At 71.4% G+C, this 20,850-nt stretch carries 20 protein-coding genes; 4 read left to right on the plus strand and 16 right to left on the minus strand.

The window, feature by feature from the left end; all coding sequences use genetic code 11:
* Nucleotides 1-32: 32 nt before the first annotated feature.
* The 8 genes from OERS_RS02035 to OERS_RS02070 form a co-directional block, all read right to left on the minus strand.
* Nucleotides 33-476: a hypothetical protein gene (locus OERS_RS02035; RefSeq protein WP_068623999.1), complete on the minus strand. Its 444-nt coding sequence runs from the start codon at nt 474-476 to the stop codon at nt 33-35.
* 193 nt (nt 477-669) lie between these two features.
* On the minus strand, nt 670-3,018 hold the full coding sequence (locus OERS_RS02040; RefSeq protein ID WP_068624002.1) for an ATP-dependent DNA helicase: 2,349 nt from the start codon (nt 3,016-3,018) through the stop codon (nt 670-672).
* Nucleotides 3,015-3,449, minus strand: a complete 435-nt coding sequence (locus OERS_RS02045) for a hypothetical protein (RefSeq protein WP_068624003.1) — start codon at nt 3,447-3,449, stop codon at nt 3,015-3,017. The genes OERS_RS02040 and OERS_RS02045 overlap by 4 nt, the downstream gene beginning before the upstream one ends.
* 8 nt (nt 3,450-3,457) lie before the next feature.
* Entirely contained in the window at nt 3,458-4,633 is a 1,176-nt protein-coding gene (locus tag OERS_RS02050; RefSeq protein WP_068624005.1) for a hypothetical protein, read from the minus strand.
* Between the two features lie 96 nt (nt 4,634-4,729).
* A complete protein-coding gene (locus tag OERS_RS21910; protein WP_068624007.1) occupies nt 4,730-9,016 on the minus strand; it encodes an ATP-binding protein in 4,287 nt (1,428 codons plus the stop codon).
* Nucleotides 9,017-9,021: 5 nt separating this feature from the next.
* Complete coding sequence (locus tag OERS_RS02060) at nt 9,022-10,164, minus strand: hypothetical protein (protein WP_068624009.1); 1,143 nt, start codon at nt 10,162-10,164, stop codon at nt 9,022-9,024.
* Nucleotides 10,164-10,460 (minus strand): hypothetical protein, encoded by a 297-nt coding sequence (locus OERS_RS02065; protein ID WP_068624011.1) that lies wholly within the window; start codon nt 10,458-10,460, stop codon nt 10,164-10,166. The genes OERS_RS02060 and OERS_RS02065 overlap by 1 nt, the downstream gene beginning before the upstream one ends.
* Nucleotides 10,461-10,592: 132 nt before the next feature.
* A complete protein-coding gene (locus tag OERS_RS02070) occupies nt 10,593-11,261 on the minus strand; it encodes a hypothetical protein (RefSeq protein ID WP_068624013.1) in 669 nt (222 codons plus the stop codon).
* Between the two features lie 244 nt (nt 11,262-11,505).
* On the opposite strand from OERS_RS02070, the gene OERS_RS02075 reads away from it, so the two are divergent.
* Both OERS_RS02075 and OERS_RS02080 read left to right on the plus strand, forming a co-directional pair.
* Entirely contained in the window at nt 11,506-12,216 is a 711-nt protein-coding gene (locus tag OERS_RS02075) for a hypothetical protein (protein WP_139107634.1), read from the plus strand.
* Nucleotides 12,217-12,258: 42 nt separating this feature from the next.
* A complete protein-coding gene (locus tag OERS_RS02080; RefSeq protein ID WP_139107635.1) occupies nt 12,259-12,447 on the plus strand; it encodes a hypothetical protein in 189 nt (62 codons plus the stop codon).
* Nucleotides 12,448-12,560: 113 nt separating this feature from the next.
* Here OERS_RS02080 and OERS_RS02085 read toward each other — a convergent pair whose 3' ends face one another.
* The 7 genes from OERS_RS02085 to OERS_RS21385 form a co-directional block, all read right to left on the minus strand.
* Complete coding sequence (locus OERS_RS02085; RefSeq protein WP_068624019.1) at nt 12,561-13,040, minus strand: hypothetical protein; 480 nt, start codon at nt 13,038-13,040, stop codon at nt 12,561-12,563.
* Between the two features lie 102 nt (nt 13,041-13,142).
* Nucleotides 13,143-14,840, minus strand: a complete 1,698-nt coding sequence (locus tag OERS_RS02090; protein WP_068624022.1) for a RecB family exonuclease — start codon at nt 14,838-14,840, stop codon at nt 13,143-13,145.
* A gap of 119 nt (nt 14,841-14,959) precedes the next feature.
* Entirely contained in the window at nt 14,960-15,595 is a 636-nt protein-coding gene (locus tag OERS_RS02095) for a hypothetical protein (protein WP_068624024.1), read from the minus strand.
* A 44-nt stretch (nt 15,596-15,639) separates the two neighbouring features.
* A complete protein-coding gene (locus OERS_RS02100) occupies nt 15,640-16,467 on the minus strand; it encodes a zinc ribbon domain-containing protein (protein ID WP_068624026.1) in 828 nt (275 codons plus the stop codon).
* A gap of 3 nt (nt 16,468-16,470) precedes the next feature.
* Nucleotides 16,471-17,169, minus strand: a complete 699-nt coding sequence (locus OERS_RS02105; protein ID WP_068624028.1) for a hypothetical protein — start codon at nt 17,167-17,169, stop codon at nt 16,471-16,473.
* A gap of 2 nt (nt 17,170-17,171) precedes the next feature.
* Nucleotides 17,172-17,951: a hypothetical protein gene (locus OERS_RS02110; protein ID WP_068624030.1), complete on the minus strand. Its 780-nt coding sequence runs from the start codon at nt 17,949-17,951 to the stop codon at nt 17,172-17,174.
* Between the two features lie 44 nt (nt 17,952-17,995).
* Nucleotides 17,996-18,163: a hypothetical protein gene (locus OERS_RS21385; RefSeq protein WP_169834168.1), complete on the minus strand. Its 168-nt coding sequence runs from the start codon at nt 18,161-18,163 to the stop codon at nt 17,996-17,998.
* A gap of 150 nt (nt 18,164-18,313) precedes the next feature.
* Here OERS_RS21385 and OERS_RS02115 point away from each other — a divergent pair, with 150 nt between their 5' ends.
* Together OERS_RS02115 and OERS_RS02120 are read left to right on the plus strand one after the other, a co-directional pair.
* Nucleotides 18,314-18,991: a hypothetical protein gene (locus OERS_RS02115; protein ID WP_068624032.1), complete on the plus strand. Its 678-nt coding sequence runs from the start codon at nt 18,314-18,316 to the stop codon at nt 18,989-18,991.
* A 111-nt stretch (nt 18,992-19,102) separates the two neighbouring features.
* Nucleotides 19,103-19,432 carry a GntR family transcriptional regulator gene (locus OERS_RS02120; protein WP_169834169.1) on the plus strand — a complete coding sequence of 110 codons (330 nt, stop codon included), beginning with the start codon at nt 19,103-19,105 and terminating at the stop codon, nt 19,430-19,432.
* Nucleotides 19,433-19,483: 51 nt separating this feature from the next.
* On the opposite strand, the gene OERS_RS02125 is transcribed toward OERS_RS02120, so the two are convergent.
* Complete coding sequence (locus tag OERS_RS02125; protein WP_068624036.1) at nt 19,484-20,821, minus strand: hypothetical protein; 1,338 nt, start codon at nt 20,819-20,821, stop codon at nt 19,484-19,486.
* Nucleotides 20,822-20,850: the final 29 nt, after the last annotated feature.

Genomic DNA, 20,850 nt, shown 5'->3' on the forward strand with positions numbered 1-20,850 from the left:
CCCGCTTCTATGCGGCGGGCCGGGGGCCGGGTTCAGAGCAGGGGCGGTGCAGCGTCCGGGTCGGTGCCCGCCCAGCCGACGACGACGACGGCCTTCGCGGAGCCCAGGGCCTCCACGGCCAGGGTGAAGCTGGTCGGGGCCTCCCCCGGGCTCAGGCTCACCTCGAACTGGGCGTACGGCTCGCGCACGGTGCGCGCGCAGGCCGCGGCGGCTCGCAGCAGGACGCCGGCGCGCTCGTCGAGCAGCTCGGTGATGGCGGGGTGGGCGGCACCCGGCGAGGGGGCCAGGGCGCGCACGACGTCCGCGGTGACCAGGACGCGGCGTTCACGGGAGAACCCGCAGCCCCACGCGATCGAGGACATGCACGTCAGGACGCCGGTGCGCAGCAGGTGCGCGTGCGACTCGTTGCGCGTGATGCGCTCGTACTTGCGGTCCAGGGCCCGGAGAGCGCCTGTCGAGTCTGGCGTGTGGGTCACTGGCTGTGTCCTTCGGTGCTGGGGTCGCCGCGCGGCTTGGTCGCTGCACACGAATGCCCCCAGGACCAGTGATCGCTGCTGTTCGCTTGGACTGGCCGTAGGAAGCATTTGGTACCACCATTCTAACGCCCGACCTGGAAAGTCCTCCGATTCGTGGCCACGACGCACCGGGCCCTGAGCTCGCGGGCACGGCCTACGCCGCTCGGGCGGGGGCCGCGGCGCGGCGGGCCTGGTCCAGGGTCGCCAGGTGGTCGGTGGCCGCGACGAGCTCCGAGGTGCGGGTCGTGAACGCTGCCAGGGCTCCCAGGTAGACCTTGCGGGTCGGCTCCGGGTAGGACAGGGGCCCGACCTTCAGCAGTCGCGGGTCCAGGACGGCGACGACCCCGCGGTCCGCGGCCGAGCGCACCAGGCGTCCGGCTGCCTGCTCCAGCAGCAGCGACGCGTCGGTCACGTACACCCACCGGTCTGCGGCCCACCGGTCGACCTCGGCGCGGGTCATCGCGGACTCCACGCGGGCGTCGTCGACCGGGTTGGACGCGGCCCGAGGGATGCGGTCGAGCACGACGAGCTGGCACGTGTCGCCCGGCGCGTCGGTGCCGGTCATCAGGGAGCGGGTTCCGACCAGGACCGAGGTCGTGTCGGCGCGCCACTGAGCGACCAGCGCGCCAGCGGTGCGCCCGTCCCACTGGGACAGGACGTTGAACCGGCCGGCGAACGTCTCACGCAGGCGCCGGGCGTACTCGCGCCCAGCCTTGGCGGTGGCTGCCAGGATGAGCGCAGACCCGCCCGAGGCGTCGACCAGGGCCTCGATCTTGGCTGCGGCCCAGGCGGTGTGGGCGCCGGTCTCCAGGCGCGGGCGGCGCCCGAACGTGGACGGGCACAGGGCGCTGATGTCCTGGTCGTCGGCGGCGCGCGGGACGTAGAGCAGGCACTGGCTGTAGGCCTCGGCGAACGGCGATGGGTAGTCCTTGACGGTGGCCCGCAGCCCGGCCTGCGCGCCGTACCCGGCGGGCATCGTGCCCGAGCAGGCCGTGACGGACAGGGCGTAGCGCTGCTCGGACTCACCGTCGTCGAGCTCTTCGTCAGGGTCGTCCCCGCCCATGCGCGGCCCGACCCAACGTCGCTCGTCGACCAGCGCGGCGCCGTCCTCGTCGAAGGGGACCGGCGCGGTCCACAGCGTGTTGTACAGGGCGCTGGCGACGTCGACCGGCGAGGCCTTGGCCACGGGCAGGTTCGCGTCGCGCTCGTCGGGCTGAGCCCAGCGGGCCACACCCCAGGCGTGGGTCGTCACGGTGCGCACGTCGGCCGAGAGCGACTCGGCCCGCGCGACCATGCGCCGAGCCTTGATCGCGGAAGGCACGTGCGGGTCCTCGGTCAGCGGCGTGACGAGCGCGCCCACCTGAGCGGCCCAACCGGAGATCGCCTGCCCGAGCCCGCCGAGCGGGTCGTCCTCCTCCCCCAGGCGCACGACCCCGCCGGGCCCGGCCGCTGCGCGCAGGGCCCGGCCCAGCACCTCGCTGACCTGCTCGGCCAGAACGGCGCCGTCGTCCAGCGCGCGGGTCACGGCCCCGTCGCCGTCGTCCATGAGCGAGCGCAGCCCGGCGACCAGCGAACCGATGCGCCGCGCGGAGATCTCGCACGCCCCAGCTGAGCGCACGATCCCGGGCAGGGTGTGCGCCTCGTCGACCACGACGTGCTCGAACGTCCCGAGGGTCTTGTTGCCGATCACCACCGGGGCGCTGGTGGTGGCCTGGACGGCGAGCATGTGGTGGTTGGTGACCACGACGTCGGCCTCGGCGGCGCGGGTGCGGGCACGGGCCGGGGCGCACATGTCCGCGAACGGGCACTGGCTGACCCCGATGCACTCGGCGGTCGAGACGGACACCGACGCCCAGGCGCCGTCGGGCAGGTTGCCTGGGTACCGGCCGCGGTCAGCGTCGGAGGGGTCGGTCTTGGTGGCGGCGCGAGCCGCCCACGCCAGCAGCGCGACCATGTCGGCGCCGGGCACCGGGCCCTGACCGAGGTCGAACGTCTTGGGTTCGCGGGAGGTGCCCGCGGTGGGGACCTTGGCGAGCAGCCTCGCCAGGACGTCCAGCGCCTGCGGGGTGGGTTGGCGCGCGGCCACGGGCACCGCGACCCCGGCGTCGTCGAGCAGGGTCAGGGCGTGCGCGGCCACGGCCTGGAAGCAGGCGGTGTTGGACCAGCCCTTGTAGACGGCGAAGCGGGGGCGCACCCCGGTCGCAGCCTCGACGGCGTCGGCCACGACGGGCAGGTCCTTCTCGATGAGTTGGGTCTGCAAGGAGATCGACTCGGTCGACATCAGGGTGCGTTCGCCGTGCTGAGCGGCTCGCAGCATCGCCGGGACGGCCGTGGCAAAGCTCTTGCCGAGCCCGACGGGCGCAGAGGCTGCGACGTGCCCGGACCCGCTCATCGCGCCCCAGGTGTCCTGGGTGAAGGTGACCTGGCCGGGGCGTGCGACCGCGTTCGGCAGGCCCGTGGTGCGGCGGACCGCGTCGGTCAGGACGTCCAGGACCTGACTCACGAACGACCGCTCGCGCGGGAGAACAGGCCACAGACCCAGCGCGAGCCCCGGATCGGGCGGTGCGGCTCGACGGTCCATGTCAGGTGCAGAATCCACGCGGTGCCCACGAACAGCACCGGGGCGGCCGCCTCAGCGGTGACGCCGCCGATGACCAGCATCCACAGCGCAGCCCAGCGGTACCAGCGCTTGGTCGCGCCCGGCACCAGGATCATCGTGATGATGCCCGGGGAGAGCATCGTGAGGGTCACCAGGTCGTTGCTGCCCCCGGCCACCGCCACCGCGGTCACCGCGGCCAGGTGCAGGAGTGCGATCACGATCGCCAGCGCGCCCAGCAGCAGGCTGCGGCGCATGGCCCGGGTCTGAGCCTGGGGGTCGGTCGCGGGACCGTTCTTCGAGGTGCTCGTCTTGACGTCGTTCGCGCGGGTGGCCATGTCAGTGCCTATGCGAGGTTCAGGTCGGCTGCGTTCACGGCCTGGTTCGTGGGCTCCGGCTCCAGGGCGTCCTCCAGCAGGGCGCCCATGGTCGCGGCGATCTGCTCGGGGGTCGTGCCAGCGGGCGAGGTCGGGTAGGCGACCAGGTGCTCAGCCACGACCTGGTCCCACGTCAGGGCCGTGGCGCGGCGGGCGTCCAGGACCTCGTCGAGCTCGGGCGAGGGCTTGCGGCGGTCACCGGCGCACAGCGGGGTGCAGGCGACCGCGAGGTAGGCCTCGACCAGGCGCGCGGTGGCGCTCGACCAGCCCAGCGACCTCGACCAGGACACGATCTCCTCGGTCATGGCGCGGACCTTGATGGCCGGGGGGCGAGCCTGGGCGACGACGGCTTCCTGGATGAGCAGGACCGCGGCCTGGTAGCCCCACTGGGACACGAGCGTCTCGACGTTCGCGCCGTCCTCCTCGCTGTAGGAGTCCCACATCGGGGACAGCAGCGGGTCGCACGAGCGGGTGTGGCGGTTGCGCAGGGAGTCCAGCGCAGCGGCCGGGTTGGCCTCGATGGCCTGGCGGGCGAGGTAGGTCGTGAGCGGGTTCGGGTCGGCCACGACCTGGGGCAGGTCGAAGGTGGTGCGCACGGCGCGAGCCTGGGTGCGGGTGCGGGTCGCCGCGTGCACGGCGTTCGCGATCTGCTCACGGAAGGCGAGCAGTACGCCCTGGTCGTGCTCTTCGTCCAGTCGCTCGTCGGCACCGGCCGCGGCCACGCTCACGTGCTCGAACGGGGTCGGCTCCCCCGGGGTCCCGGTGGGTGCGAACGGGGCGGACTTGCTGTTGGCGTTCATCTGGTCGCGGCGCTTGGATGAGGCGATGCGCTTGCCGAGCTGGCGAGCCCAGCCGGTCAGGGACGCCCCGTCGGCGATGCGGGCCACGTCGAGCCCGCCGTCGCCAGCACCGGCGTAGGTCTTGAGCAGCAGGGTCTCGCTGACCGCGCCCTCGATGTCTTCCCAGTCGCAGGACGGTGCCCGCAGCGAGCGGGTCACGTCGCGGGCGACCTGGGTGGTGAAGATGAGCTCGGCGAACCGGTGACGGACCGCCTCGTCGGTGATTCCCCCGGACAGGTGCTCCTGGGCGAGGTGACGCGCCTGGTCGTCGATGCTGGCGAGGGCTTCGTGAGCGAGGGTCTGCATGCCCCACCCGTGGGGCGGGGCTCAGGCAAACTCCCGGCCCGCAGGCCAGCTCGCACTGTGGCGCGCTGGCCTGCGGGGATACCGGTTCGGCGGGGGCTACGCGGCTGCGGCGGCAGCCTTGCGGGCCTGGGCTTCCAGGCGCCGGCGCACGTCCTCGGGGTTCGTCGAGGCGTCGCGCACGAAGGCGGGCGGCAGGGTGATCTCGACCGGGATCGCTCGCCCGGACAGGTCGCAGTACAGCCCGACGGTTCCGCGCAGCACCTGGCGGGTCGTCGGGTCGATCAGGGCGCGCATCGAGTTCCAGTTCGGCGCGGTGCCGTGCTCGGTCGTGGTCGCCGACATGGTCGCCTTGGCCGTGATCCGCCCCACCCGCTCGGGGGTGGCCTCGATCTTGAACAGGGCCAGGGCGGCGCGCGCCTCGTCCTCGTCCTCCATCGGCAGGATGAGCCCGCGCGAGATGTACCCGGCCAGCTTCGCCTTGAGGGCGTCGGAGGTGCGCTGGGTGAACAGGCACACCAGGACGTCCTGCTTTCGTGCGACACGGCCCAGGCGCTCGACCTCGGACCGGCCTGCGCCCAGGAACACCCAGGCCTCGTCGAGCAGGACCACCCCAGCCCGACCGGCCACTGCGGTGGCGGACCCGTAGACCATCATGCGCACCAGCGACAGGGCGATGCGCTGCTGCTGGGTCGGGGCCGCGGCGCCAGGCTCGGGCAGGTCCAGGTGGGCATCGCCGACGCGGATGAGCGTGATGCCGTCCGCGACGCGCAGCCCGGGGCTGTCCGGGTTGAAGCCCACGCACGCCCGGAACATGGGCGAGGAGTTGATGAGGGCGAAGACCCGGTCGACCATCTCCGCGGGGGCGTGCCCGTGCTCCTTGGCCCAGGCCAGGGCCTGGCCTATGGTCTTGGCGCCCAGCGACGCACCGTAGGCCAGCGCGGCCGTCAGGGGCGTCTCGTAGTCCTCGCGCCGCGAGCCCCACGGGTTGATCGCCATCAGCATGGACGCGGCCATGTCGATGCCGACCTCGGGGCTGACCGCGAACCGCAGCGGGTCGAACACGCCGTCGGACTCGGCGAGGGAGTCCAGGGAGAACACCTGACCGCCCGCGGCGAGCACCGGACCGGACAGGTCCGAGTTCGGGGACGGGTCGATGTAGACCTGGGGGCTGCCCAGGCGCGACCACTGCTGGGTGAGCCACTGGGCGACTAACGTGTTGTGCGTCGGGACGAACCCTTCGACGAGGTAGGTGCTGTCGGGCGAGTCGACCTGGATGCAGCGCGCTGCCACCGACTCGACGCGAGTGACGTCGGTGACGTAGTTCCACTTCGAGGTCTCGCGCAGCGTGCCGACGGCGGGCAGACGCTCAGCCTTGCGGCGCATGCGGAAGACCGGCAGGTCGGTGGTGAAGTGGATGCGGTGGCGGGGCTTGCACTCGATGTACAGCCCGTCCTCGTCGCGGTACCCGGCGGGCTGGTCCCACGAGATCGAGGCCTTGATGCCCATCGAGCGGACCAGGTTGAGTGCGTCACCTGCGAGGCGACGGTTCGACAGGCTGAGCTCGCACGTGCCGAGCTCGCTGATCGTCCCGTCGGTGTCCATGAGTCCCTGGAGCAGTGCGAGGCGCTGGTCGTAATCTGCCCGCTGGTAGACCGCAGGGATGAGCTTGGGGTCCTCGCGAGTGATCTTGCTCGCCGGCGGGAACCCAGCTTCGGTGATCCGGCGTCGCAGCGGAGCCCCCTGTGCGTCGTGGAAGAAGTAGACGTCCGACAGGCCGTCGATGTCCACGACACGCGTCACCGTGTAGCCCTCACGCTTGACCTCGTCGATGATGTCCTGGTCCATCGAGACGATGGACCCGCTGTGCTTCGACCCGTCGCCCAGCCATGCGCCGAACGTGTACGCGGGTACGGGAAGGTGCTCCTGCTCGCCGCTGATCGCTGCTGGCACGGACGTCGCGAACCGCGAGTGCCCCTGGGACAGGCTGATCCCCGCCGCGAGCATCTCGCCGGTCGTCATGACCGACTCGCGCGGGTCGAGGGTGACATCGTGAAACCGTTGGCGCAGCCGCTCGGCGAGTGCCTTGACGGCGATCTGGGCGGGATACACCTCGGCGAGCCGTTCAGCGGTGAAGCTCTGGCCTGCTGGTCGAGGCGCGGTCACCTGACGGCGTGCCGGCACAGGGGCGAACCCTGCCTGGCGGTACGCCGTGGAGGCGAACATCCGGTCCACCTTCGACGCCCCGGAGCGCTCGGTGACCATGCGACCGAGCTCGGCGGAGGTGAACGTCTCCTCGGCTGTGAGCTCGGCGGCGATGGCTCGGGCTGCTGCTGCGCGGATCTTGGCCGTCTTCCCCCAGCGGGCGGCGTTGGTCCCGCCCTTGGCGCTCACGTCGTCCCATGCGTCGGCGGCGAGCTGGAGCGCCTGGCGTCCCGGCATGACCAGGACGGGGTCCGTCTTGACGATGTGGTTCGCCTTCCACTGACGCTCTTCGGGGACGATCGCGCTGTGGTGGGGAACGTCCATCATCCTCAGCCCGGCGGCGACCGCGGCGGCGTCCGTGGAGTACATCCCCTCGGAGAACCGCTCGGCCATGACGGCGCCGATCTGCCCGATCGTCCACTGGGCGCTGGGGTCCAGGGTCGAGGCGTAGGTGTCCATCTGGTCCGCGACGGCGTGCATGCGTTCGGCATTGGTGACCGCTGCCTGCGCCTTCGGGCTGGAGCGGCGGTTGCGCTGATTGAAGTCGGTGACCACCCACTGGTGGTCGAAGTCGGCGTAGATCTCTTGGCCGTCTCCGAACGTGACCCGGTACAGCTCTGGGGTGTGGTTCGTCTCGGACACGAAGCGCACGTTGCACGGCTGGCCGTCGCGCCCGTACACCTGGTCGCCGACCTGGAGGTCGCCCATCGTCGCCCAGCCGTCAGGGAACCGGGCAGAGGTGGGCACTGGGATGTTAGTTGTCAGCACAACCGCTTTCCCAGACCCTGTCTGGCCAGGCACCAGCAGGAGCGGGGCCGCGTCGGCGCCCGAGGCGGCGGACGGCGAGACGTACGCGGGCTGGCCGTCGCGCTCGGTGAACCCGAGCAGGGCCCCGTCACGGTCCCCGACCTGGGAGAGGCTGGTCAGGCCCGCGGTGGCGACACAGTCCATTGGCAGGTCGTGCACGCGCGGGTTGGACCGCACCGGGGAGCAGAGCATCATCTCGGTCATCGCGGCCTGCTGGCGGTAGAGCATCACCCCGAGGTCGGCCACGGTGTGCCGGGTCAGGGACTCGACGTCGGAGACGACCCCGTCCAGGGCCACCAGCACCGAGGCGTCGGTCAGGGTCGGGTACCCGCCGCCGGACTGGTAGCGGGCCTCGATCTCCTCGATCGCGGCCAGGCGCTCCTCGTGGTCGGCGCGGGTCATCTTCCCGGCCTCCATGCGCGTCTGAAGGTCGCTCGTGTTCTTCTTGCGCTGGCTGGTCAGCTCGGCGCCGGTGACCTTCGCCGGCTCCATCTTGCCGCGGATGGAGATGGCCTGGGCGCCCGCGAACATGAGCTGCTCGGCCCACAGCACGGACGGGTCGTCGGGGGTGCGGCCGGCGAAGTCGAACCCGGCCACGGACGTGAACGTGATCGCGTGCTCGCCCGGGATGAACGGCCACCCGTCGCAGTCCTCGGCTCCTGCCGCGTCGGCTGCCCGGACCGCGACGTCGTCGGAGAACACGTGCGAGTGCGAGGCGTGGTGCATCTGCACGACGTCCGCGGCCCCACCCAGGGTGAACCAGGAGTTCGCCAGGCGCATCTCGGTGTCGGAGGCGGTGACGAGCCCGGCGCGCTGCATCAACGAGCTGATCTTCTCGGTGTCGCGGTCGTAGTCCTCGATCGGGGTGCCGACCCCGGAGGTGAACGTGTCGATGACCGAGTTGAGCGCCGACCCGGCCTTGCCCCACACGCCGGACGCCCCCGAGCTGACCAGGGACGGGATGAGCTGGACGCCCACGAGGGTCACGCGCCGCTGCTGAAGGGTCGCCGGGTAGGACGTGGTCAGGAAGTTCTCCAGGCCACCGGGCAGGGGCCGGTACCGCACGGGGGTGTTCACGGTCAGGATGTGCACGTTGCGGTACGCCGACTTCGAGGTCCGTCGGCCACCGACGCGGGCGGGGGTGATCCCGGCGAGCTCGTTGGCCAGCGCGAGCAGCGTGCCCGCCCCACTGAGCATGTCCGCGGTCGTCTTGGCTTCGGCGATGGCCATGGTCGGCACGGCCCGGTACAGCCAGACCGTGTTGTCGGTCCCCACGCACCGTCCGTTGACGTCGCGCGAGCGCATCGTGGTGGGCCAGGCGGGTTCGGTGGGGCGCAGCATCCCCTTGCCGAGGCTCTTGTCGGTCTTGGCCATGTCGCTCAGTCCCCCGTGCCGTCGTCGGTCGTGTTCTCGGATGTCGCGTCCTTCTCGGACGCCCTGTCGGTCTCGCCCTCGGGCGCGGAGTCCTCACCGTCGCTGGCCCCCTGGGGGTCATCGGCGCCGGCGCGGGTGGCTTCGAGGGCCTCGACGTCGATCGTGCGGCCGATGACCGCGTTCGAGAACGGCGCCAGCGTCGGCCCCAGGCCCGCAGCGCCCCACGCGACGATCTTCGGGGAGGCGGTGTTGGCCCCGTGCACGACCAGGTCGTACGTGATGGGGGTCGGGGAGGGCTGCTCCTGCCCGTCGTCGGTGACCTGACTGGTCCACACGACGTCGAGCTCGACCCGCACGACGATCTGCTCGGGGGTCAGGTTCAGGTCGGCGACCTCGGAGAGAGCCGCGGCCTCCACGGTGCGTGCCTTGCCGGAGTCGGCGCCCAACAGGGGCATGTAGAAGTTCTCGGCGGGGTCGCCGGTGACCAGTCGCAGCTGGGCCGGGTCGGCGCCGGTGAACGCGGTCGCCCACGCCGTGACGGCGTCCTCCACGGACTTCGGTGCGGTCACCGTCGTCAGGCCCGGCCACAGGCTCACGCCCGACCACTCGGCCGACGAGGCGGAGGGTGCGATCGGTGTCAGGGACGGCAACCCCACGACGGTCGCCCCGAGCTCGGGGTTGAACGCGACCTGCACGCCGGTGCTGAAGAGCTGGCCGTCGCCGCCCACCAGGGTGAAGGTGTTGACCTCCATCTTGTAGGCGACCGTCGTGGTGTCCGTGGCGTCCAGCGCCGGGACCGTCACCGGCTTGGCGCCGTCCCACGACAAGATGGTGGCGCCTGGCAGCGGGGCCGGGTCGGACCCGAGCCATGCGAGCAGCGCCTCCTGCGCGGTGGCGCGCCCGTCGGTGGTCGCGACTGCCGCGACCGGTCCGGCGTCCTCGGCGGCGTTGCCTTGCAGCACGATCGAGGCCATCACGACCGGGATGAGCAGTGGCCAGACGATGACCATCATGCGTGCGCGCTTGCGCCGCTTGGCCAGGGTCAGGGCGTCGGCCATGCCCGCGCGCGGGACCTCGGCGGCGTCGCCCCACAGGTCCTGACCGGCGGAGGCCTTGGAGCGCTTTCGCGTCCTGGTGTTGCTCGCCATCAGATGCTCTCCCTCGTCTCGCTCGGTGCCGCAGGTGTTCCTGCGGGCGGTGCCTCGTTGGTGGGTGCTGCCGGGCGCGGCGCCGCCGGGTGGGACGGCGCCGCGTCGAGCAGGTCGAGCAGGTCCGTGCTGCTCGTGCGTGAAGCCATGGCGTGCGAGGCGGCTTGGGCCACCGTCGCGTCCAGGTCGCAGACCAGCAGTTCGAGCACGTCGTGGGGCACGTGCTCGCCTTCGGTCGCGAGCTGGGCACGGACCTGCCCCGAGGGGTGGCGGGCCAGGGCCAGGTTGCATTCCATGCACCGGAACTGGCCGCGCTCGACCTTGTGGCGGCACAACGTCCAGCACTTGCGGCAGGTGCCGGGGGCATGGTTGTCGTGCCCGGGGCCTGCGTCAGGCCGAGGCTTCCACGACGAGCAGCGGGTCACAGGTCAGGCCGCCGTCCTGCGGGCCATGTCGGCCACCAGGCTCAGGCGCTCGCGCTGGGTGTCGCTGATGGACTGGGCTGCCTTGGCCAGGGCCAGTGCGGCCTTGGAGTCCGAGGCGGGCATCGCCACGGACAGCACGCCCAGCGACTCGGCCAGGGCCCACATGGCGCGCACCCGGGACTTGTCCATGGACAGCACGGCGATGCCGGCCTCCATGGGGTCCGCGTCGGCCACGGAGAGCAGGTCGCCCACGGGCGCGGCTGCGGTGCGGGCGGTGGTGAAGATCGCGACGGTCATCTCGGTCGGGTCGGTCGTGGAGCCCAGCAGGACGGCCAGTGGTGCACGGTCGTCCTCGTCGGCGGCTGCGAGGGCGAGGGCCTTGGCCGCTACCCGGCGCAGCAGGCCGCGGCTGACGGTGCGGCCGGCTCCCGCAGCTCGACGTCGTGCGCCCGTTGCGGTGGTGCCGGTCGCCGGGTCCTCGTCGCCCGGCTCGTCGTCGCCGTCGTCCTCAGCCTCGTCGGGGTCGGTCTCGTCGGTCTCGTCAGCGTCGTCCCCGTCGTCGGCCTCGAACGGTGCGTTGGTCGCCCCGTACCCGTAGGCGCCCGCGGCGGGCTGGGTCGCCTCGTCGTCGACGACGTCGGGGAGGTCGGACTGGGGGGTGTCGAAAGCCATGGTTGCTCTCCTGGGTAGGTCCGGTACGGCTACCTGGTACCTATGCGAAGAACCGGGCACCAGGTGCACGACGAGCGCCCCGCCCGCCGCCCGGAGGCGGGCTCGGCGAGCATCCGCCGTCCAACATGCCCGACTTGTCGATAAAATGCCGGTTCATGGCGTTACACGTAGGGTCCACAGGAATCCCTGGTGAACAAGCGCTCGGGATTCCATCCCACGAGGAAGTGGAGAGTAAGTAATGCGTATGCGAAGCACCCAGAAGATGGCTGCACTAGCCGTCGGCGCCCTTGTCCTGACCATCGGCGCGAGCCCAGCCAGCGCGGCTGAATCGCCCGAACCCCTGGTCACGATCGCTCCCGAAGACGAGCAGGCAAGCCGGGCGTTCATGACCGAGTTCGGTGTCGCTGCCGACGTCCAGGACGCACTCCTGGACAAGGCCCGCCACGGGCAGTCGCTCTTGGCCGACTCCGAGACGGCCGATCCGGTCAGCGTCACGGAGTTCACACGCGACGCGAGCGACTTCGAGGTCGCCACCTTCGAGGACGGGTCGATCTCAGTGGTCGAGCGCGAGATCCCTGTGGTCGTGCCGGAGGGAACATTCCAGCCCCGGGCTGTTACTGGGTGCACCGTCGGCGGCGGCCCCACCTACACGACGTACAACAACTGCAAGGTGCACTACCGCACGCCGATCTTCTCGTACGGCTTCTACACCTCATTCACGATGACCGGCAGCAGCGCGACGATCAGCACCGCGAACCAGATGTTCCACGAGTACTCGGTCGGGCACCTCAGGGACAGCTGGAACCTGACTGTCGCGCGCAAGACCGGGAACGCGGCCAACCCGGCACACGTCCAGATGCGCGTGACGTACACCCTCTACCCTGGTGTCGGACAGATCAACAAGGGCGTCCGGATCTTCGCCGACGGCCTGAAGTACTGGCAGCAGAGCTACTAGGGAGTGGTCATCATGCTCGGCCCTTGGTATGACGTCGTCTGGATGATCGCCGCCACTGGGGTGCTCGTCCTCACGGGCTTCGCCCTGCGATCCTGGTGGAAGAAGAAGTTCTCCTCCTCGCTCGTCGGCATCTTCTGGTTCCTCGTCATTCTCTTGGTACCGGTCGTGGGTCCACTGCTGTTCCTCGCGCTGAACGGCTCTACCCGAGCACGTCCGGTCGCCGTCGAATAGGGCGATCCAGAGCGCACCCTCACCCCCGTTCCCACGCGCCACGAGCGCCCAGGAATGCAACGACCCCGCCACCTGTCACGCAGATAGGGGCGGGGCGCTGTTCGTGCGGTGGGCTACGCGGCAGCCTTGGTCTCCCCGCGGTCCTCCACGTGGCGCAGGACCCGGGCCTTGTTGCCGTTGGCCATGGTCTCGACCTCGACCCACACCACGACGTCGTGACCGACGAGCGTGCGGATCTGCTTGGCCATCGCCAGGCCGATCGGGTTGTCGGTGCGCTCGGTACGGACCGTCTCGGTGCCGTCGTCCGAACGCTCGGTGCCGGTGTGCAGGGTGACGAGCCCTCGCTTGGACGACTCCTCCTTGACGATCGAGACGACCGAGGCCGTGAAGATCTTGGTGTTCTCCCCCGCGACCTGCTCGACGGCCTTGACGACGGGGTGGCGGTCGTTGCCGATGACGGCGGCGAACTTCGCGGCCAGCGCGGCCTGGCGCGCCTCCCACTGAGGTCCGGTCTCGTCCTCACGCTGGGGGCCAGCTGCGGTCAGTGCGGCAATGACCACCTGGGTACGGGTGGCGTTCTCGATTCCTGCCATGGCGCTTCTCCTTCGGGTGGTGATGGGTTGGCGGCGGAGGAAGTTGCGCTCCCCCCGCCGCCAGGACTCTTGGCCTGCCGGTGACGGGGAGAGAGTCGTGGGTCAGGCGATGCGCCGGACGGTGGCGGGCGTCGCGACGGGCGTGGTCTTCTCGGCGAGGACCATGACGTCGTCGGCGCTGGGGCCGTTGTTGAACAGGTTCAGCGCGACGGTCGCGATGGACACGCAGCGGCGGGTCGCGACGGTCGACCACTGGTTCCAGTCGTCGCTGCTCGCGCCGAACGGGAAGGGGACGGTCGCGATCACGGTGCGCAGCGCGCCGCGCATGCGGGTGTTCGCGCCGGACTGCCAGTCGCGGTCGCCGTCGGTAACGGTGGACTGGGCCTCGGAGATGACGCGGGCGAACAGGGAGGCCAGCGCGCCGACCGTGGCGGGACTGACCGGCTGCCCGGCGTCGTGCAGGGCCTCGACCGCGAGCTCGGTGGTACCGAAGACTGCGGTGGCCGCGTAGGAGTTCAGGGACAGGTGACCGTCGACGACGGACCCCTCCCAAGGCTTGGCCTCGCGCCAGGGCTGGGTGGACATGGTCTCTCCTTCGTCGTGATCGTCATCGGGCTGTGCGGTGCGACCTGCGTCGCTCTCACCCATGTCGTGGGTCGGGTCGGGGGCAATGTCCCCGGCGCCGGGGCTGGTGGGGGCGAAGGCCGCGGCGGCTGCGACGACCTCCGGTGCGACGGCGAAGTCCTGAGGGTCCGGGGGAACCTCGTCGTACAGGTCGGCCGGCGGCTCGTCGTAGGGGTCCGGGGCGTACTCCGGTGCGCTCGTCGAGCCGTACCCGCCACCGGTAGCACCGGTCGCGATGCTCGTGCTCGTCATGGGGCGCAGGGTCGGGATGCCGAGGTCGACCTCGGTGGGGGCGTTGCCGACCCGGTCCACCTTGCCTTCGGCGCGAGCCACGGGGCAGGCGTTGACCAGCGGGCACCACCCGCACAGGGGCGAGGTGCGGGTCGGGAACGAGGCCTGGTCGACGTAGGTGCGCAGGTCGGTCCACGCCTGGGAGAACTTCGCCAGGGTCGGCTTCATGTACTTCGGGCCCAGCGGCACGCGCACCGCCTGGCGGTGGGTGACGTACAGGACCTTGGCCTCCAGCGGCAGGACGCCGTCCTTGATGCGCACGGCCTCGGCGTAGATCCGCAGCTGGTCGCCGTGGTCGTCGCGACCGTACGCACCGGCCTTCTTGGCCTTGCCGAACTTGTAGTCCACGACGCGGGAGCCGACCTTGTTACGGGCCTCGATCTCCTCCTGGCGGTCGATGAACCCCATGGCGGGCACGCCTGCGACCTCGACGCCGTCGAACTTGCGCTCGGTGTAGAGGGTCTGGACCTCGGCGGGGTCCTCCATCTCGAAGATGCCGCCGTAGCGGTGGGACACCTCCTCGCACCAGCGGTGGTAGGTCACCGGGTCGGACATGACCTCGGGGTAGATCTCGGTCAGCTCACGGGCCAGGCCGAGCATGATCGAGGTGGCCGTGCGCCGGTCGCGGCGCTTGGGGCCGAGCTGGTAGAGGCGTTCCAGGATCGTGTGCGCGGCGGTGCCGAGCGACGACGGGGAGAACAGGTCCACGCCTTCGGGCATCGACTTGTCCGCGACGAACCGTGCCGGGCATCCGGCCATGGCCTGCGACGTCGAGACGGACAGGTACGGGCGGTCGACACGAGCCATCACGTCGTCGGACGTGATGTTCAGTCGGTTGCCGTCCCAGGCCAGCCCGGTCGCGGCGGGGCGAGGAGGTCGGAGCATCTGGTGGTCCTTGGGCGTGGGGGTCGGTTCGTCTGACACCCCGGGACGTGGGTCGCTCGTCAAGGAAGGTCCCGGTTCGCCTGTCATACCTGTACCTATGCGCCCCGCCGGGGCCCGGCTCAGGTCTGGGAGTCGAGCAGTTCCCGCAGCTCGGAGACCATCGGGACCTCGTAGCCGGCCGCGTCTGAACGCTCGGGGTAGGCCATGGCCTGGCCTCGGTAGGCAGGGTCGGTGACCCGTGCGGTGGCCGAGGGGTGGTGGGGCGTGACGCCGGGGGTCAGGGCTCGCTCGTCGTCGCAGGCCATCAGCCAGCGCTGGGCGGAGCGGAAGACGTCCGTCTCGGCTTCGCTGATCTGGGCTTCGCCGTCGGCCATGCTCAGGCGTCCGCGGCGTTCGATCGCGGCCTTCAGCTGGCCGCGCGAGTGGGCGACCAGGTCGGCGGCTCCCTCGCGGCTCGGCGGGGCGGTGCGCCACGCTTCGCGCCAGGTGCAGTACGACTCGACGCGCTCGCGCCGGGTCTGACGGTCGTCGGTGATGCTCAGGACTGGCAGGAGGCGTTCGATGTCGTCGGACTCCAGGGCGTACGTCATGCCCGCCGGCACGCCCACCGCTGCGGCTTCCTCGACGTACTGGGCCTTGACCGGGTCGATGTCGGCGGTCAGGGCGCTGAGCCCGCCGGCCACCTCGTCGACGGGCTTGGCCGCGAACCTGCCCGTGGTCTCGCGCGGGTGCAGGGCTTCGTCGTGGGTGCTCATGCCTGTTCGTTGACGGGGCCGGTGGGTACCGGCCCCGTCGTGGCTCACGTGTGGAGCAGGTTCGCCGTCTCGACCTTCATGCAGTCGGGGCACTCCTCATCGCGCGGGGAGTCCTTCATCTCCCCGCACTCTGGGCAGGTTCTGGCATCCACGCACGAGCCGCACATCCCGTCGTAGCCCTCGTTGTCGTTCAGCTCGTGCCCGCACTCCTGGCACAGTTCGGACCGGTCGCCGTCGTCGTGCGTGCTCGCGGCCGGGAAGTCGGGGGCCGCAGTGATGAGGTCAGCGACCCGGCTCGCCGCCGCGGAGTCCTCGGGTGACGGGGGTCCGTGCCACGGCCTGGACCATCCGAGGTCGGAGGCGGGCAGAACCGTCAGGTCGTCCCCGTCGTAGTCCTCGACGTCCTCGCCGAAAGCGTCCGCGGCCTCACCCCAGTCGTCGAGCCACTTGTCGCTGTCGTGGATGCCCGCAGCGTCGATGACGCGCCCGTCGGGCGCCTGCACCCCGGCGTGGACCCACCCGAGCCCACCAGCCGGCCCGTCGCAGACCAGCACGACCGGCCACCCGGTGCGCGAGTGGAGCTCGTTGGCCAGGACGTCGCACCCCGAGAGCGTGAACGCCTCGACGTCCGCGTCGGTGACCCCAGGCCAGGTCGAGTCCTCCTCGCCACCCGCGGTGGGCAGGGCACTGGTGCCACCGGGCGGGTCCGAGACGGCTCGGACGTCCTGAGCGGAGCTCAGTGCGTCTCGATCAGCAGAAGAGGCCCCAAGCGCCGAGAGCCCTCCGGCCACCTCGTCTACTGACTTGGGTGCGAACTTCCCGTCGGTGGCGCGGACGTGCTGGTGCTCGTCGAACATGGCGTCGTGGGCCATGGCTCAGTCCTGGTCGGGAAGCCGGGGACCGACGAAGCCGGTCGCGTCACCCACGCGCGCGCCCTCGGGGAGCATGACGTCGGCGTCGTCGACGTGGGCGATGAGCTCGTCGTTGCGGCGCCACTGGCGGAACCCGAAGTCCTGCCGGTTGTCGACGGCGGGGCCGTCCTCGCGGTGCAGCTCGCCGTGTCGCGACCACCAGGTGTTGCCGTGCCTGTCGGTGCTGGCGGGCCCGCCCTCGCGGTGCAGCTTCCCGTCGAGGTACCAGGCCTCTCCCCCGCCGGTGCGCTCGATCGCGGGGCCGTTCTCGCGGTGCAGCTCGCCCGCCTTGTGCCACTCCCTCGCGCCCGCCCGCACGCCGCTGACGAACACCCGCGAGGGGACGTCGTCGACGCTGTCCAGGCGCCCCTGGGCGTCGCTGGTCTCGGTCCGGTCGGCGTAGGTGCGGGTCGTGCGGCCGTTCGGGTGGCGCGTCTCGACGCAGGAGGCGGTGCGGACCTGGCTGGCGGGACCCACACCGTTCGGGGCGAGGTCGCTCATGTCGACCGGGGCCGGGCGGCTGCCGATGTCGACGGCGGGGGCTGCGGCCGGCGAGGTCAGGGCGCCCATCCCGGCTGCGGCCTCATCCACCCGCTTGGTCGCGAACTTCCCGTCGGTGGCGCGGCGGAACTGCGACTCGTCGAACGTGGTCGTGGTGCTCATGCTCATGCCTCCTGGGCGGTGGTGGTGCGGGCCTCGGGGCCGACGAAGCCGGTCGCGTTGCCGGGCGAGGTCCCCTGGGGGTGGCGGCGGGTCGGGGGCCAGTCCACGATCTCGATCTCGTAGTTCGCGCGCGTCCAGGAGCCGCCCTCCAGTCGCAGGACGGGCAGGTGGCCGGTGAACGGGTTGGGGGCTTCGATGGTCGCGACGTACGGGCCACCGGAGATGTCGTTGACCATGGCCTGGTAGCCGACGAGGTCCGCGGCACGCACGTCGTCGGTGCGCAGGTCCACGGTGCGCACGGGGGTCGGCGGGGGCACGTCCTTGCCGTCGACGACCCAGCTTCGCGAGCCGTCCGGGGTGGAGAGCGCCGGTCCGTCGATACGGTGCCCGCTGCCGTCCTTCATCCAGCGGTACCCGCCGTTGGGGTACTCGATCGCGGGGCCGTTCTCGCGGTGCAGCTCGCCGTGGCGTCGCCACTCGCGGGTGCCGTCGGACCACTCGACGGCGGGCAGGTCATCGACCGAGTGGTCCTTGCCGTCGTCGTCCAGGTAGGAGGTGCGGGTCATGCCGTCGATGTCCTGGACCCGGACCTCGCGCGTGTCGGGGCCGGTGGTGGCGCTGAGTGCGTCGAGCCCGCCGGAGGCCTCCGCTACGGGCTTGGCCGCGAACTTCCCGTCACGCATCCTCGGCTGCGCCGTTGAGGCGTCCAGTGCGCCGCGCTCCGCGCGGTGCTCTGAGGTGGCCCGCGGGTGCTCGCTGTCGTCGAACGTCTGGGTGCTCATACCCGCTCGTTGACGGGCCTACGCGACAGCGGTCATGGCCTGCGTCAGTGCGAGGGGCCGCGGGAGATCTTCACGGCCACCGCGACGGTGATCGTGGCGACCACGAGCCAGGGCACCAGGACCGCACCGGTGAGCATCAGGTCGGGCCGCAGGCACACCATCACGAGCAGGGCGAGCGCGGCGGCGAAGCAGATCAGCATCAGCTTCTGCATCGGAGGTCTCCTGTCTTGAGGTCGGTCAGGTGCCCTGTGCGTGGGTCACCGGCCGAGCAAGATCCCCGGGCCGTGCTCGCATAGGTGCGTGCATGACCCGTGCCCATGCGAGCCGACGTGCCTGCGGGCCCACCGACGAGGTGGGCTGAGGTGTTCAAGTTCTACGGCGCCAAGCGCCGCCTGGCCCCGGGCTACCCACCCCCGGAGCACCGGGTGCTCGTGGAGCCTTTCGCGGGTGCCGGCGGGTACGCGGTGCACCACCGGCTCGCCCTGGACCGGGTCATCCTGCTGGAGAAGGACGAGCGGATCGTCGAGGTCTGGGACCGTCTGCTCACCTCCACGCGCGCGCAGATCGAGGCCGAGCTCGCACCGCCGGTCGGCTCGACGTGCACGGACTTCCTGGTGGCGTTGGCTGCCGGGCGCACCACCCGCGACACCCCTCGCGCGTTCAAGGTCACCCAGCGCATGGCGGCGCGGTTCGAGCCGATGATGCGTCACGTGGCCGCGGTCGTCGACGAGTGCCGTCACTTCGAGGTGGTGCACGGGGACTACACGCTGGCCCCTGATGTGGAGGCGACGTGGTTCGTGGACCCGCCCTACCAGCCGGTGGGCCCTGGTCGCCCGGACCGCACGCGCGGCGGGCGCTACCTGCACTCGGCGATGGACGTCGACTACGACGAGCTCGCGCGGTGGGTTCGGGCCCGGCGCGGTCAGGTCATCGCGTGCGACCAGCAGGGCGCGACGTGGCTCGACTGGAATGCCGAGCTCGCAGCGCTGGACGCGTCGAGCCGGTCCTACGGCGAGGTCTTCTGGCACCGGGCGGCATGACCCAGCACTAGTGGGCAGCCTCTATCCGAGAGCACCACCTCAAACATCTGCTACGGTGAGGTTTCGCACTCAGATAGAGCGCTGCGCTCAACGCACAGGATGAAGGTCACCATGGCAAGGAAGCCCGTCTACGTCGAGATCACCGAATGGCTTCGCGCAGAGGCTGGGCGTCGAGGCGCCAAGGCGCTCATGCCCACGATCGCTGAAGTCTGCGAGAAGTTCGACGTGAGCGGCGTTCAGACCGTGCGCAACGCGTACGACCCCCTCTTGGAGGAGGGTGTCGTCGTGCGGCTCGACTCGCCCCGCCGCTGGGCCGTGGCCGACAACGGCAAGCCCGCAGCACCCGCTCGCGACGTCGGCCCGCTCCTCGACGAGATCGACCAGGCGCTCGCACGAGTCTCCGAGCTCGTGGCCGAGGTCCGAGCAGCCCAGGCCGCCTAGCCGCGACGTAGCCACGGCCACGACCTGAGCGTTCGGCTCGGGTCGTGGCCGTCATGGCCCCTTCTCCTGCGCGTCGCGGCGTACCGGCGCCGTGCCCGGCTCCCCCGGCCAGGTCGCGTTCGCGCGCAGCGTCCGCACGCTCACGCCCAGCTCGGCCGCGCGGGCCAGGTTCTGGACCCGGGTCGCCGTCTCCTCGCGGGCGGCGCGTGCCCGGCCCGAGTCGACCGCCACCCGCTTGGACCAGTCCTCGGCCGACTTGGGCGCCATCCGGTAGTCGAGGCTGTCGAGCCCCTTCTCCAGGACCCGGCGCACGTGCTCGGGGGTGGTGTCGAGCGTGGCGCGCACCCGCTCAGCGTCCGCGGCCAGGGCACGGCTCTCCCGGGCCCGGTCGACTGCCTCCACCAACGAGGGCAGGAAGACCGTCCCGTGGGAGTTCCAGCGCGCACGCGGCACCCACTTCGTGCCCTCGGCGACCGCGCGGGGCCCGCCGTCGGCGTAGGCCAGGATCGCGTCGAGGTCGCCCACGTGCTCCGGAGTGGGGCTCGCCACCGGCCGGAAGTCGCGGGAGTACGTCGAAGGGCCGAAGGCGCGCTCGGCGCTGGTCAGCTCAGAGATCTCGGCGTCGGCCGCGGCGGCGGCCGCCCGCGCCCGAGGGTTGACGGGCATGGCTGCCCAGGGGCCCACCTTGCCCGAGGTCACCGCCTCCACGGTCTGCTGGGCTCGGGCGACCTTGGCCCGCCCCTCGGCCGAGTCGACCGATGCGCGCAGGCCCTCTGAGTCCTTGGGCACCGAGAAGAGGAACGTCGCGTACGTCTGGTCGAAGGAGTCGTCCACGTCGTGCAGGTGCGCGGGGTGTGAGGTCAGCGCGTCGATGGTGGTGACCAGGCAGTCGTGGCCGTCCTCGTCGTGGTCGTCGTCCCAGCACTCGCGGTTGCCGCCCCCGTTGCGGGTGTGGACCCGCCACGCCAGCGCGGCGTCCGGGTCGTCCCATCGGGCGTCGCCGGCCTGCACCTCGACGCCGTCCCATTCCGCGTCGCGCCAGTCCGAGCCGTCCTCGTCCGGGGCCAGCCACACCAGGCGCGGCTCCCCGCGCAGGCGCCCGTAATCCTCGATCCCCAGGTGGGCCTCGACGACGTCGGTCACCGAGTCAGGCAGCGGCGCGCCCGCCTGCTCGCGCAGCCGTGCCCAGTGCTCGGCCAGCGAGACCCCGTCGGCGTCCAGCGGCACGTCCTGGAGTTCGAGCCCGTACGGAGTCAGCAGCTCGGCGACCTCGGCCTGCGCCTGGTCGTCAGCACCGAGCGCGCTCAGCCCTCCGGCCGCTTCGTCGACCGGCTTGTCCGTGAACTTCCCGTCGCTGGCGCGTGGGTGCTGGTGCTCGAATCCGGGCATCGGTCGATGGTCCTTCGCGTCGTGAGTCA

This window comes from Oerskovia enterophila (assembly GCF_001692445.1).
In the GTDB taxonomy this organism is placed as follows: Bacteria; Actinomycetota; Actinomycetes; order Actinomycetales; family Cellulomonadaceae; genus Oerskovia; species Oerskovia enterophila.